The organism is Pseudomonas sp. HS-18 (assembly GCF_020401845.1).
GTDB lineage: Bacteria > Pseudomonadota > Gammaproteobacteria > Pseudomonadales > Pseudomonadaceae > Pseudomonas > Pseudomonas nitroreducens.
The window spans coordinates 5,578,129-5,591,585 of the sequence record NZ_CP084413.1; the positions used below are offsets into that span (position 1 = coordinate 5,578,129).

The window sequence follows — 13,457 nt, forward strand, 5'->3', positions numbered from 1 at the left end:
AAATCGAATATGAAAATGAAAAATTAATATTTTATTGGAATAAAAAAGCCGGGTAACTTTCGTCTCAACCGCTGCCAAGTGAGCTGCGGAACTAGAATCCACCGCCCGTACGAAGGCCCCATCCCGGCCGGCCCGGACGCCAGCGGTCATCTGCCCCACAAGGACATCGCAATGAAAAAGCTGCTGCTTCTGACCGCCCTCGCCGCTGCCTTCAGCACCTCTGCCTTCGCCAACGAGAAGCTCGTTGTCGCTGCCACCCCGATCCCCCACGCCGAGATCCTCGAGCTGATCAAGCCGACCCTGGCCAAGGAAGGCGTGGACCTGGAGATCAAGGTCTTCACCGACTACGTGCAGCCCAACGTGCAGGTCGCCGAAAAGCGCCTGGATGCCAACTACTTCCAGACCAAGCCGTACCTGGATAACTTCAACAAGGGCAAGGGCACCAACCTGGTCACCGTGACCGGCGTGCACGTCGAGCCCTTCGGCGGCTACTCGAAGAAATACAAGTCCATCGGCCAATTGCCGGACGGCGCCACCGTCGCCCTGCCCAACGAAGGCAGCAACAGCGGCCGCGCCCTGCTCCTGCTACAGAAGGCCGGCGTGATCAAGCTCAAGGACCCGAGCAACGCCCTGGCCACCCCGAAAGACATCGCCGAGAACCCCAAGCACCTGAAGTTCAAGGAGCTGGAATCGGCCCTGCTGCCGCGCGTGCTGGACCAGGTCGACCTGGACCTGATCAACACCAACTACGCGCTGGAAGCCAAGCTCAACCCGGTGAAGGACGCGCTGATCCTCGAAGACCGCAACTCGCCCTACGTGAACTACCTGGTGGCGCGACCGGACAACAAGGACAGCGATGCGCTGAAGAAGCTCTCCGCCGCCCTGACCAGCCCGGAAGTCAAAGCCTTCATCGAGAAGAAGTACAACGGCGCCGTGGTGCCAGCCTTCTGATCCGTCGCCCGGCCATCCGCCGGGCGCAACGACTCCCACGCTGGGCGCGCCCTTGGCGCACCCGCTTCAACGCCGGTGGGCAGGTTCCACCGGCGTTTTTCTTTCCCAAGGACTTGCCATGAGCGACCACGCCAAAGGCCCTTCCACCCGCGCCGTACACAGCGGCCACGACGCCGACCGGCGCATGGTCACCCGTGCCAAGAGCCAGCCGATCTACCAGAGCTCGGTGTTCGTCTACGACTCCCTGGAGCAGGTCGACGACTTTCTCGCCGGCAACCCCGACAACTACATGTACACGCGCATCGGCAACCCCAACCACAGCGCCGTGGAGGAATTGCTGCGCGACCTGGAAGGCGGCGAGGACGCGCTGTTCTCCGCCTCCGGCATGGCGGCCATTTCCGCCGCGCTGCTCGGCGTGCTCGGCGCCGGTGATCACCTGATCGCCAGCCGCGAGCTGTACGGCACCACCCAGAGCCTGATCGAGAAAGAGCTGACACGCTTCGGCATCGCCTCCACCCTGGTCGACCTCAACGACCTGGCCGCGGTGAAAGCGGCGATCACCCCGACCACGAAACTGATCTACACCGAGACCGCCTCCAACCCGCTGGTGCGCGTGAGCAATGTCCCGGCGCTGGCCGATCTCGCCCACCGCCAGGGCCTCAAGCTGGTGGTGGACAACACCTTCCTCTCGCCGGTGCTCTACCAGCCGCTGCGCGATGGTGCCGACCTGGTGATCCACAGCACGACCAAATACCTGAACGGCCACAGCGACGCCATGGGTGGCGCACTGGTCGGCGACGCACAATGGATCGCCGCGGCGCGGCGTTTCCAGATCAACGCCGGCGGCAGCGCCAGTCCCTTCGAGAGCTGGCTGAACTTCCGTGGCGCGAAAACCCTCGCACTGCGCATGCGCGCGCATTCGCAGAACGCCCAGGCACTGGCCGAGGCCCTCGAGGCGCACCCGCAGGTGGAGCGCGTCTACTATCCCGGCCTGCCCTCGCACCCGGACCACGCACTGGCGCAACGCCTGTTCCGCAAAGGCCACTCGGGCATGCTCAGCTTCACCCTGAAGGGCGGCCTGGACCAGGTCGACGCGCTGATCGGCGCGCTGCAACTGGCCGCCTTCGCCCCGTCGCTGGCCGGTGTCGCCAGCAGCATCACCCACCCCGGCAAGACCTCGCACCGTGCGCTGTCCGCCGAGGCGCTGACCGCGCTGGATATCCACGACGGCACCATCCGAGTCTCGGTGGGCATCGAGGACAGCGAGGACATCGTCAGTGACTTCCTGCAGGCGCTGGACGCGCTGTAAGAGCAGAAGGAGATTTTCCATGAACGCCCCCCACGCACCGCTACCACTGCTGACCTTCCCCGACGCCGACAAGAGCCCGCTGAGCATCCGCGCCAAGGCGCTGGTGTTCTTCGACCCTCGCTCCCACGAAGTGCGCGACGAGGTAGAGCGCCTGGCGCCATTGCCGCAACCGGTGCTGATCCATGGCGAGACCGGCACCGGCAAGGAGCTGCTGGCCCGTCACATCCACCGCGCCAGCGAGCGCCCCGGCCTGTTCGTCGCGGTGAGCTGCAGCGCGCTGAGCCGCAACTACGCCGACGCCGAGCTCTTCGGCTACGCGCCAGGCGCGCACAACGGCCCGGTGGGCAGCCGCGCCGGCTGGTTCGGCTCGGCCAATGGCGGCACCCTCTATCTCGACGAGATCGCCGACCTGCCGCTGTCGCTGCAACAGAAGCTGCTGCGCGTGCTGCAGGAACGTGAAGTGCTGCGCGTCGGCGCGCGCGAGCCGGTGCCGGTGGACGTGCGTCTGGTCGCCGCCACCAGTATCGACCTGGGGCAGGCGGTGAAGGCGGGGAAATTCCTCGAAGGACTGCAGCAATACCTGCACGACGGCAACCTGACCTTGCCGCCGCTGCGCGAGCGCATCGGCGATATCCAGCCGCTGGCCGAGTACTTCCTAGGCGTGCACGCGCAACGCCTGGAACTGTCGGTGCCACAGATCGCCAGCGACACCCAGCGCGCGCTGGAAAGCTATTCGTGGCCGGGCAATATCCGCGAGCTGGAGAACGTCATCCACTTCGCCTTGCTGGTCAGCCCGGACGAAGAGATTCGCCCGGAGCACCTGAATTTTTCGGGCGGCGCGGCCGGGTCAGGCGGCGTAGCGGGGCCAGGCGGGAAAACGGAAGTGAACGAAGCGGCACTGGAGCGCCTGGTGCGCCAGCCCGGCGTCGAGGCGCAGTTGCGTGCGCTGCTGCAACGCCTGGAGCGCGAGCGCGGCTGATGCCGCGCTGTAGTCGCCAGCGCGACCCGAAGGGCCGCGCACGGGCGACGGGGCAGTCTTACTTGGTGGCGGTGTTGGAGTGCGCGACCACTGGAGTGCACGACGGGTTGGTCAGCTTGGCCGGATCGGTCAGCAGGCCCGGCATCATGCGCGAGGTGCAGTTGAACACGCGGCCTTTGGTGGTGGTGGCGACGTAGGAGAGTTCCTGGCCACCCAGGGCGTCCGGCTGACCGGCTTTGACGTCGCTGACGACCAACTCGTCGGAGGAAGCCAGACCGATCATCTGGGCGGTGGCGGCCTGCAGCGGAACGATGGCCTGGTTGGTGGTCATGGTCTGGCAGCCAGCCAGCGAAGCGAAGAGTGCAGTGGCAAGGGCGATGCGTTTGAAGTCCATCTCGATGATGCTCCCTGTTGGTGGTTTTTTGTCCTGCCGGGGGAGACTAACGGAATCAACAAGTCAATCGCCATAGCCGATTCACAAGTTTTTCACGAAAAACTGCACACTCGTTCAAGCTTCCAGACTTGAACCCGCTCTATTTCGGCGATTGTGCTAAGGGAATACCTGTTTCTCGCCGTTGACAGCCGTCTATCGCGTAAAAGCCAGAGCCTGCGCTGAACCGTTTCACCTTTGGCGACGAATGGTCGCAGTGAAAGGCCGGGCCGACCCGCAGGTCGGCAGGAGGGAATCCTGAGCAAACAGTCAAAAACATGACTATTACTCGCAAATATCGTAAAAATCAGTCTCATCGACCATATCAATACCTGCCATCGAGATCATTCACTTCTTTTTGTCACAATCTTCAGGGAAAATGGCTAACAGGCGGTCGGGACCCATTTTCCCCGGCGCCATTGGAGACTATCGTGACCAGCTTTGCCGCTCTTGCTAACTTCTTCGCCGCCACCGCTTTCCTGACTGCGCCCGCGAAGGCCGACCCGGAACGCCGTGAGATCCGTGAGGCGAAAAAGAACCGCCGCAAGTAAGCAGTACCCGCTCCGCTCGGCCCTTTTGACAGGGCCGGCGGCGGGACCATCGGTCCCGCCGATTGGCTTTCCAGGGCCATCCCGTGTTTTCATTGAATGCTTGTTCAAGGAAAAGTCAGAGGGACCCCGCCCGTTTTGTCCGTTGCACAATCGCCCCCGTCCGTAACACCCTCACCCTCCATGCGCATGAACCCACCGGTCTTCTACGGTGCGGCCGCGCTGATCCTTCTCTTCGCCCTGATCGTCATCAGCCAGCCCCAACGGGCCGGTGAATGGCTGCTCGCCGCACAGTCCTGGGCCGCCGATACCGTCGGCTGGTACTACCTGCTGGCGATGACGCTGTACCTGATCTTCGTGGTGGTCACCGCGCTTTCCGGCTACGGAAAGATCAAGCTCGGTGCCGACCACGACGAGCCGGAATTCAGCTACCTGTCCTGGGCCGGCATGCTCTTCGCCGCCGGCATCAGCATCACTTTGTTCTTCTTCTGCGTCTCCGAGCCGCTGACCCACTTCGCCCAGCCACCGCAAGGCGAAGCCGGCACGCCGGAAGCGGCGCGGCAGGCGATGCAGCTGCTGTTCCTGCACTGGGGCCTGCACGGCTGGGGAGTATTCGCCCTGGTGGCGATGGCCCTGGCCTACTTCGCCTACCGGCACAACCTGCCGCTGGCGCTGCGCTCGGCGCTCTACCCGCTGATCGGCAAGCGCATCAACGGCCCCATCGGCTACACCGTGGACTGCTTCGGCATCATCGCCACGGTGTTCGGCCTGGGCGCGGACATGGGCTTCGGCGTGCTGCAACTCAACGCCGGGCTGGACTTCCTGTTCGGCATCGCCCACAGCCATCCGGTGCAGATGACGTTGATCGCGCTGATGATGGGCGCGGCGATCCTGGTCGCTGTATCAGGCGTGGACAAGGGCATCCGCCTGCTCTCTGACATCAACATGCTGCTGGCCTGCGCGCTGCTGCTCTTCGTGCTGTTCGCCGGCCCCACCCAGCACCTGCTCAACACCCTGGTGCAGAACATCGGAGACTACCTCGGCAGCCTGCCGACCAAGAGCTTCGACCTCTACGCCTACGGCAAGGACGGCAGCGACTGGCTGGGTGGCTGGACGGTGTTCTACTGGGCCTGGTGGATCGCCTGGGCGCCTTTCGTCGGGCTGTTCATCGCGCGCATCTCGCGCGGGCGGACGATCCGCGAGTTCGTCTTCGGCGTGCTCTTCATCCCGCTGGGCTTCACCCTGGCGTGGATGTCGATCTTCGGCAACAGCGCACTGGATCAGGTACTCAACCATGGCTTCAGCGAACTGGGCCGCGTGGCCATTGCCGATCCGTCCATGGCGCTGTACCAGATGCTGCAGAACTACCCCGCGAGCCGTGTAGTGATCGCGGTGACGGTGCTGGTCAGCTTCGTCTTCTTCGTCACCTCGGCGGACTCCGGCACCGTGGTGCTCTCCACGCTCTCCGCCCACGGCGGCAACGCCGACGATGACGGCCCGAAGTGGCTGCGGGTGTTCTGGGGCGTGGCCACCGCGCTGGTCACCGGCGGCCTGCTGTTCGCCGGCAGCATCGATGCGCTGAAGTCCGCAGTGGTGCTGACCTCGCTGCCCTTCTCGCTGATCCTGCTGCTGATGATGTGGGGCCTGCACAAGGCGTTCTACCTCGAATCCCAGCGCCAGCGCGCGCGCACCCACTCCCTGGCGCCACCGCCCTCGGCCAAGCCCGGCGGCTGGAAGCGGCGTATCTCCCAGGCCGTGCACTTTCCCACGCGGGATGAGGTGTACCGCTTCATGGTCGATGTGGTCAGCCCGGCGATCGCCGAGGTCTCCGAGGTCTTCCGCGAGAAGGGCCTGCAGGTGGAATCCGATCTCGACCTGGGCAACCTGGAGCTGGTCCTGGAAATCGGCCACGGCGAGCAGCACACGTTCCTCTACCAAGTGTCGATGCGCGGCTACTTCACCCCGTCCTTCGCCCGCGCCGGCATGGGCGGCCTGCACCTGAAGAACCGCCGCTACTTCCGCGCCGAGGTGCACCTCTCCGAAGGCAGCCAGGACTATGACCTGATGGGCTACAGCAAGGAGCAGATCATCAACGACATGCTCGACCAGTACGAGCGGCACCTGCAGTTCCTGCACTTGGTACGTTGAACCAGGCTGAAACGAGAAAGGCGCCCACAGGCGCCTTTTTCACATCACGGCGATGGATCAGCCGCGTGCGCCGCCCAGCACCTTGCGGTAGAACAGCACGCAGATCGCCACGAAGACCACCAAGCCAAGCCACTGCGCGGTGTCCTCGAAGCCGCCGCCGACCAGCGCCAGCGGTGCGTCCGTGCCAGTGGTGCCGATCACGGCCGCCAGCAAGATACCCATCAGGCTCTCGCCCACGATCAGGCCCGAAGCCAGCAGCACGCCACGGCGCTTGGGCTCGTCGGAGTACTTCTCCACATCCTTGCCGGCGGCTGCCGCGCGCTTGGCCAGCGCCGTTTCCAGCAGCCAGGCGATCACCGCGCCGACCACCAGGGTCATGCCGATGGTGGGCGGCAGGTAGATGCCCAGGCCGACGGCGAGCACCGGCAGGCTGGCCTTGCCGGTGCGGCGCAGCAGCACATCCACCAGGATCAGCGCGATGCCCAGCGCCACGCCGATGAGGATCATGTTCCAGTTCAGCGCGTTGTGGAAAATCCCGCTGGCGATGGCGGTCATCAGCGTTGCCTGCGGTGCAGCCAGGGCGGCGTTCGGGTCCATGCCCTCGCGCGGCAATGCGCCGGTGAAGCCATAGGCGTTGAACAGCAGCTCCAGCACCGGCGGGATCACCAGCGCGCCGACCAGGCAGCCGACGATCAGCGCCACCTGCTGGCGCCACGGCGTGGCGCCGACCAGATAACCGGTCTTCAGGTCCTGCAGGTTGTCGTTGGAAATCGCCGCGATGGCGATCACCACCGAGGTGGTGAACAGCGCCAGGGCAATGGCGAGCTTGCCGCCCTGCTGGTCGAGGAAACCGGTCTCCAGCGATCCGACGCCGAGAATCAGCAGCGACACCAGGATCACCGCGATGATGCCGATGCCGGAGATCGGGCTGCTCGACGAGCCGACCAGGCCCGCCATGTAGCCGCAGGCGGCGGCGATCAGGAAGCCGAAGAAGAAGGCGAAGATCACGCAGACCGCCACCAGTCCCCAGAAGCCGACGCCCTTCAGGTCCGGCGCGGCGTCGCTGAGGAAGTAGGAGAAGACCACGAACAGCGCTACCAGCAGGAAGCCGGCGATGGCGACTATCCATTTGGCGGAGAGGTCCTGCTCGGTGCGCAGGTCGCTGGCTTCGCCGCGGCCGCGCACGGCACTGAGCGACGACCAGACGCCCTGCACCATGGGTTTGAACAGCGTCGCCAGGGTCCACAGTGCGGCGATGCCGATGGTGCCGGCGCCGAGGAAGCGCACCTGGCTGCTCCACAGTTTGGTGGCCAGCTCCGGCAGCGTTTGCCCCGCCGCCAGCACGCTGTTCACCGAGAGCAGCGGCACGGCCACGCCCCAGGCGATGACCACGCCGATCAGGATGGCGATGCCGGCGGTGATGCCCATCAGGTAGCCGGCGCCGACCAGCGCCAGGGAGAAGCCGGTGGACAGGCGGAACGCCGCCTGCCCGGCGGTGATCCAGAAGCTGAAGCCTTCGGCGAGCACCTTGAAGCCACTGCTGAACAGGCTGAAGGCCGCCGCGACCACGCCGCCGGCAAGGATGTCGCGCAGGCCCGGGCCGCCGGCTTTCGCGGGCTTGCCGGCCTTCTCCTCTTCCTCGTCCTGGCTGCCGACACGGAGGATCTCCGCCGCCGCCACGCCCTCGGGGTAGGGCAGGCTGCTCTGCACCACCATGACCCGACGCAGCGGGATGGTGTAGAGCACGCCGAGGATGCCGCCGATGGAGCAGATGGCCGCCGTCTGCCAGAACGGGAAGCCGCTCCAGTAGCCGATCATCAAGAGGCCCGGAAGGATGAAGATGATCGAGGACAGGGTGCCGGCCGCCGAGGCCTGGGTCTGCACCATGTTGTTCTCGAGGATGTTGGAGCCGGAGAAGTAGCGCAGCACGGCCATGGAAATGACTGCCGCGGGAATCGACGAGGCGAAGGTCAGGCCGACCTTGAGGCCGAGGTAGACGTTGGAAGCGGTGAACACCACGGTGATCAGCGCGCCGAGGATCAGGCCGCGAACCGTCAGCTCGGCGAGGTTGGACTCGTCGGGAATCCGTTCTTGCATGTAGGCAGTCTCTTCATAAAGCGCAACTGCCAAAGCGTAGGACAGTGCGCCAGCCGCCGCGACCCAGAATGGCGACGAATGCGGTCTGCCGTGCGGCTTTGTTGCCTTAAGTCACGGGGATGAAGGGAAATTGCCCCTGCAGGAGCGAGAGGGACGCCCAGTCCTTGCTCGCGAACCGCACAACACCGACACACCGATGAAATCCGTTCGCGAGCAAGCTCGCTCCTACAGAAGAGCCGGTCAGAACGGTTTGTCCCCGAGAATCGTCGCCCGGTGCATCACCCGCCGCTGCGGGCGGTAATCATCCACCGCGTAGTGCTGGGTCACGCGGTTGTCCCAGAAGGCCACGTCGTTTTCCTTCCAGCGCCAGCGCACGGTGAACTCAGGACGCGCGAAGTGGGCGAACAGCAGGTCGAGAATGGCGCGGCTTTCCGCCGGCTCCAGCTCGTTGATGCGGGTGGTGAAGCCGTCGCTGACGAACAGCGCCTTGCGCCCGGTGACCGGGTGCGTACGGATCACCGGGTGGCTGCGCGGCGGGTTCTTCCTCCGCGCCTCTTCCAGCCGCGCGCGATCCGCGTCGGTGGCACCGAAGCGCTCCTGCGGGAAGGACTTGCTGATGTCGTGGGTCGCGGTAAGGCCGTCGAGGAGTTGCTGCAGTGGCTTCGACAGCGCCTCGAACGCCGCGATGCCGCTGGCCCACAGGGTATCGCCACCGTAGGGCGGCAGCTGCTTGGCGGCGAGCACTGCGCCCAGGGCCGGGGTTTCCAGGAAGGTCACGTCGGTGTGCCAGATAGCGTTGTCGCGCACATCGGTGACGGCGGTATCGAGGACGATGACTTCGCGCTGTTCCGGCGAGCTGGGGTAGATCGGGTGGATGTGCAGGTCACCGAAGCGCGCGGCGAAGTTCGCCTGCTGGCTCGGCGTCAGCGGCTGATCGCGGAAAAACAGCACGTGGTGATCGAGCAGGGCCTGCTCGATCTGGCGCTGCGCCGCGTCGTCCAGCGGATCGGCCAGGCGCACGCCGGAAACGACGGCGCCCAGGGCCGGGCTGATGGGTTCGATGCTCAGGGTGGTCATGTTCGTGTTCTCTCGTGAGGTTCACGGGAAGAGGCGTGCTCTGCCCTGTCCCTCACCTGCGTGGTGAGGGCGTCGGATCAGTGTTCTCGAAGAAGGAAGCGGTTATTCCCAGGAAGCAAACCGTTTCTGCAGCCAGCGCAGCCCCAGCTCGAAGCTCAGCGCGATGGCGGCGATCAGCAGGATGCCCAGCACCACCACGTCGGTGGCGAGGAACTGCGCGGCGGACTGCACCATGAAGCCCAGGCCGCGGTTGGCGGCGATCAGCTCGGCGGCGACCAGGGTCGACCAGCCCACGCCCAGGGCGATGCGCAGGCCGGTCAGGACTTCCGGCAGCGCGCTGGGGAGGATGACGTGACGCACCACCTGCAGGCGGCTCGCGCCCAGGCAGCGCACGGCCTGGATGCGCGACTTGTCCACGCGGCGGACACCGGCGGCAGTAGCGATCAGCAGCGGGGCGAACAGGGCAAGGTAGATGAGCAGCACCTTGGACAGCTCGCCGATGCCGAACCAGATGACGATCAGCGGCAGGTAAGCCAGCGGCGGCACCGGGCGATAGAACTCCACCAGCGGATCGAACGCCGCGCTGACCAGCGGATTGAGGCCCATCAGGATGCCCAGCGGAATCGCCGTCAGCACCGCCGCGCCCAGCGCCAGCAGCACACGCATCAGGCTGGTGCCGACGTGTTGCCACAGCGAGGCGTCGACGTAACCTTCGGCCAGCACGCGCTGGAAGGCCTCCACCAGTTGCTCCGGGGCCGGCAGGAACAGGGTGTCGACCCAGCCCAGATGCGTGGCCAGCCACCAGAGCACGAAGACGCCGACGATGCTGCCGGCGGCAGCCCAGCGGCGGTAATCACCCGGTACGCTGCGGGATTTCGGCGCGGCGGCGGGGAGTTTGGCGGCGAGGGTTTCAGTGGGCATGCTCGGCCTCCGGTTCTTCGAGGAACTCATCGAGAAGCAGTTGGCGCAGACGCGCGAATTCCGGGTCGGACTTGATGCTGCGCACCGGCTCGCCGGCGGCGTAGCGGCGGGCGAAGTCCAGCGACAGGCGCTTGACGATGCGCGCCGGTGGCCCGTCCATCACCACCAGGTCAGTGGCGAGGAACAGCGCTTCGTCGACGCTGTGGGTAATCAGGAACAGGCCCTTGCCGGTCTTGCGCCACAGGTCGAGGGTCAGCACCTGCATGCGTTCGCGGGTCAGCGCGTCGAGCGCGCCGAAGGGTTCGTCGAGCAGGAGGAAATCCGGTTCCACCGCCAGTGCGCGGGCGAGGCCCAGGCGCTGCCGCTGGCCGCCGGAAAGTTGCGAGATGCGGTAGTCCGCGTGCTCGCCCAGGCCCACCAGCTTCAATACTTCGTGGGCACGGGCATTGCGCTCGGCAGCGCCGACGCCGCGAATGCGCAAGCCCAGGGCCACGTTGTCCAGGGCGTTGAGCCAGGGCATCAGGGCGTCATCCTGGAACACCACGCCGCGTTCGCCGCCAGGACCTTCGAGGGTCCGGCCATCGATCTGCACGCGACCGCTGTCAGGCGCCTGGAAGCCCGCGAGCACGTTGAGCAGGCTGGACTTGCCGCAGCCGGACGGGCCGAGCACCACCAGGGATTCGCCCTTGGCCAGGCTGAGAGTGAGGTCCTGCAGCACGACGCGCTCGCGTCCGCGCTGCTGGAAAGTGAGGCTGACCGCCTCGGCCGTCAGACGGCTCATGTTCTGCCCTCCGTAGGGTGAGAAAGGGATGCTGCGGTGCCAACCCTCCGCCCAACCCTCTTCCTGGAAGGGAGAGGGTTGGGGAGAGGGTGCCCCGCTGCAGGTCGATCAGCGCTGCCCCACCTGCACGCTCTCCGCCTGGCGCACGTATTCCGCGCTGACGTAGGGCGAGTAGTCCTTGAGTACCGAAGGCACGCGCTTCTGCTCTTTCAGGAAGGCAGCGGTGCCAGCGATGTCCTTGGCGGTGCCACCACCCAGCAGCGCGGAAGACAGCTGCGCCTGGGACTCGGGGAAGGCCGAACCGGCCAGCAACTCGGGCACGTCCTTCGGATCGGCGCCGGTCAGCTTGGCGATCTTCTTCACCTGTTCGGAATCGGCGGTCCACTCGGCCTTGTGGGCGTTGTAGTCGGCGAAGGAGTCCAGGCTGACCTTGGCGAACTTGGCGATGACTTCCGGGTGCTTCTCGGCGAAGTCCTTGCGAGCGACCCAGACCTCGAAGGTCGGTGCGCCCCACTTGCCGACTTCGGCGGCGTCGGTCAGTACCTTGCCGGATTTCTTGATCTCGCCCAGGGCGGGCGACCAGACGAAGGCGCCATCGATGTCGCCACGGCGCCAGGCGGCGGCGATCTCGGTGGGGTTGAGGTTGACGATCTTCACTTTGCCGGGGTCGATGTTCCAGTGCTTGAGCGCGCCCAGCAGGCTGTAGTGCGAGGTCGACACGAAGGGCGTGGCGATGGTCTTGCCGACCAGGTCCTCGGGCTTCTCGATCTTGCTGCCGTTGCGCACCACCAGGGCCTCGGCGGCGTTGATCTGCGCGGAGACGATGAAGGCGACGATCGGCAGGCCACGGGAAGTCGCGGCGGCCAGCGGGCTGGAGCCGAGGTTGCCCAGTTGCACGTCGCCCGAGGCAATGGCGGCGACCACTTCCGGGCCGCTGTTGAAGCGGCGCCAGTCGAGCTTCTCGCCGATGACTTTCTCGTAGGTACCGTCGGCCTGGGGCACCTTGGTCGGGTCGATGCCGGTCTGGTAGCCGAGGGTGATATCGGCCTGGGCGGCGCCAGCGACGCCGACCAGGGCAAGCGCGGCCAGCAGGCGGCGCGGGGCACTGATGTGTTTCATGTGGAGCTCCTGGAAATGCGTACAAAGGCGGCCGGCCGGGCCGTGACGGGCCGCTCGGGAGAGCGGCGGGAAATAGGGGATCAGTTGCTCGCCACGTCCGGCTGCCACACCGGCACCGCGCGGGCATCGACAGGCTTGGGCAGCAGGCCTTCGGCGTAGAAGGCGTCGGCAATGCGTTGCTGCTCGTCGAGGCCGTCCTTGCGCACCGGCTGAACGTCATAGCTGCGGCGGGCATTGGCCTGTTCGACGGTGGCGACATCGAGGTTGCCCCACAGCGGGCCGAGCACCTTGGCGGCGTCGCTGGGGTGCTCCTTCACCCAGCGGCCGGTCTTCTGCAGTTCGGCGAAGACCTGCTTGAGCACTTCCGGGTGAGCCTTGGCGTACTCGGTGGACGCCAGGTAGTAGCGCTGGTAGCTGGCCAGGCCCTTGCCATCGACCAGCACGCGGGCGTTCTGCTGACGCTGGGCGCTGGCCACGTACGGGTCCCAGGTCACCCAGGCATCGACCTTGTGGTTCTCGAAGGCGGCACGGCCATCGGCGGGAGTGAGGTACGCCGGCTGGATGTCGGAGAACTTCAGCCCGGCCTTCTGCAGGGCGGCGATCAGCAGGTAGTGGCTGCCGGCGGCCTTGGTCACGGCCACACGCTTGCCTTTGAGATCGGCCAGGGAGTTGAGCGGCGAATCGTGCGGCACGAGGATCGACTGCGCGGTGGGCGACGGGGTTTCGCGGGCGAAATAGGTCAGCTGCGCGCCGGCGGCCTGGGCGAAGACGGGTACGGTATCGGCGACGTCGGCGGACAGGTCGACGTTGCCCACATTCAGCGATTCGAGCAGCGGCAGGCCGCTGGGGAACTCATGCCAGGTGACCTTGATGCCCTGCTTGCCCAGCTCGCGCTCCAGGTTGCCCTGGGCTTTCACCACGGTCAGCAGCGTGGAGGACTTCTGGAAGCCGATGCGCAGGGTCTGCTCAGCCTGGGCGGACAGGGCGCCGAACAGGGCGACCGACGCGCTGAGGCCAACGGCGAAACGGCGCAGGAAATGACTGCGGGACATGGATACGGCTCCTCGGGTACGGGTTGGCCGCCCGCAGAGCGAGGC

The 13,457-nt window shown here is 66.0% G+C and carries 11 protein-coding genes; 4 read left to right on the forward strand and 7 right to left on the reverse strand.

Annotated elements, in window-relative coordinates:
• Nucleotides 1-171: 171 nt before the first annotated feature.
• The 3 genes from LDJ84_RS26020 to LDJ84_RS26030 all read left to right on the forward strand — a co-directional run bounded on the left by LDJ84_RS26020 (nt 172) and on the right by LDJ84_RS26030 (nt 3,239).
• On the forward strand, nt 172-951 hold the full coding sequence (locus LDJ84_RS26020) for a MetQ/NlpA family ABC transporter substrate-binding protein (RefSeq protein WP_065085485.1): 780 nt from the start codon (nt 172-174) through the stop codon (nt 949-951).
• 118 nt (nt 952-1,069) lie between these two features.
• The gene (locus tag LDJ84_RS26025) at nt 1,070-2,260 is read left to right on the forward strand and encodes a trans-sulfuration enzyme family protein (RefSeq protein ID WP_065085486.1); all 1,191 of its coding nucleotides are present in this window, start codon (nt 1,070-1,072) and stop codon (nt 2,258-2,260) included.
• Between the two features lie 19 nt (nt 2,261-2,279).
• On the forward strand, nt 2,280-3,239 hold the full coding sequence (locus LDJ84_RS26030) for a sigma 54-interacting transcriptional regulator (RefSeq protein WP_065085487.1): 960 nt from the start codon (nt 2,280-2,282) through the stop codon (nt 3,237-3,239).
• Nucleotides 3,240-3,297: 58 nt separating this feature from the next.
• Here the strand turns inward: LDJ84_RS26030 and LDJ84_RS26035 are convergent, their stop codons facing one another.
• Nucleotides 3,298-3,633, reverse strand: coding sequence for a hypothetical protein (locus LDJ84_RS26035; protein WP_024764762.1), 336 nt, complete (start codon nt 3,631-3,633; stop codon nt 3,298-3,300).
• Between the two features lie 773 nt (nt 3,634-4,406).
• On the opposite strand from LDJ84_RS26035, the gene betT reads away from it, so the two are divergent.
• On the forward strand, nt 4,407-6,365 hold the full coding sequence (gene betT, locus LDJ84_RS26040) for a choline BCCT transporter BetT (protein WP_141678468.1): 1,959 nt from the start codon (nt 4,407-4,409) through the stop codon (nt 6,363-6,365).
• Nucleotides 6,366-6,422: 57 nt separating this feature from the next.
• Here the strand turns inward: betT and LDJ84_RS26045 are convergent, their stop codons facing one another.
• The 6 genes from LDJ84_RS26045 to LDJ84_RS26070 all read right to left on the reverse strand — a co-directional run bounded on the left by LDJ84_RS26045 (nt 6,423) and on the right by LDJ84_RS26070 (nt 13,412).
• Nucleotides 6,423-8,462, reverse strand: a complete 2,040-nt coding sequence (locus LDJ84_RS26045) for an OPT family oligopeptide transporter (RefSeq protein WP_024764761.1) — start codon at nt 8,460-8,462, stop codon at nt 6,423-6,425.
• Between the two features lie 240 nt (nt 8,463-8,702).
• Nucleotides 8,703-9,539, reverse strand: coding sequence for a taurine dioxygenase (tauD, locus tag LDJ84_RS26050; protein WP_024764760.1), 837 nt, complete (start codon nt 9,537-9,539; stop codon nt 8,703-8,705).
• A gap of 102 nt (nt 9,540-9,641) precedes the next feature.
• A complete protein-coding gene (locus tag LDJ84_RS26055) occupies nt 9,642-10,460 on the reverse strand; it encodes an ABC transporter permease subunit (protein ID WP_065085489.1) in 819 nt (272 codons plus the stop codon).
• The gene (locus LDJ84_RS26060) at nt 10,450-11,241 is read right to left on the reverse strand and encodes a taurine ABC transporter ATP-binding protein (RefSeq protein WP_037015270.1); all 792 of its coding nucleotides are present in this window, start codon (nt 11,239-11,241) and stop codon (nt 10,450-10,452) included. Before LDJ84_RS26060 ends, LDJ84_RS26055 begins: the two co-directional genes overlap by 11 nt.
• Before the next feature lie 108 nt (nt 11,242-11,349).
• On the reverse strand, nt 11,350-12,360 hold the full coding sequence (gene tauA / locus LDJ84_RS26065; protein ID WP_065085490.1) for a taurine ABC transporter substrate-binding protein: 1,011 nt from the start codon (nt 12,358-12,360) through the stop codon (nt 11,350-11,352).
• Between the two features lie 80 nt (nt 12,361-12,440).
• On the reverse strand, nt 12,441-13,412 hold the full coding sequence (locus tag LDJ84_RS26070) for an aliphatic sulfonate ABC transporter substrate-binding protein (RefSeq protein ID WP_037015267.1): 972 nt from the start codon (nt 13,410-13,412) through the stop codon (nt 12,441-12,443).
• Nucleotides 13,413-13,457 lie beyond the last annotated feature (45 nt).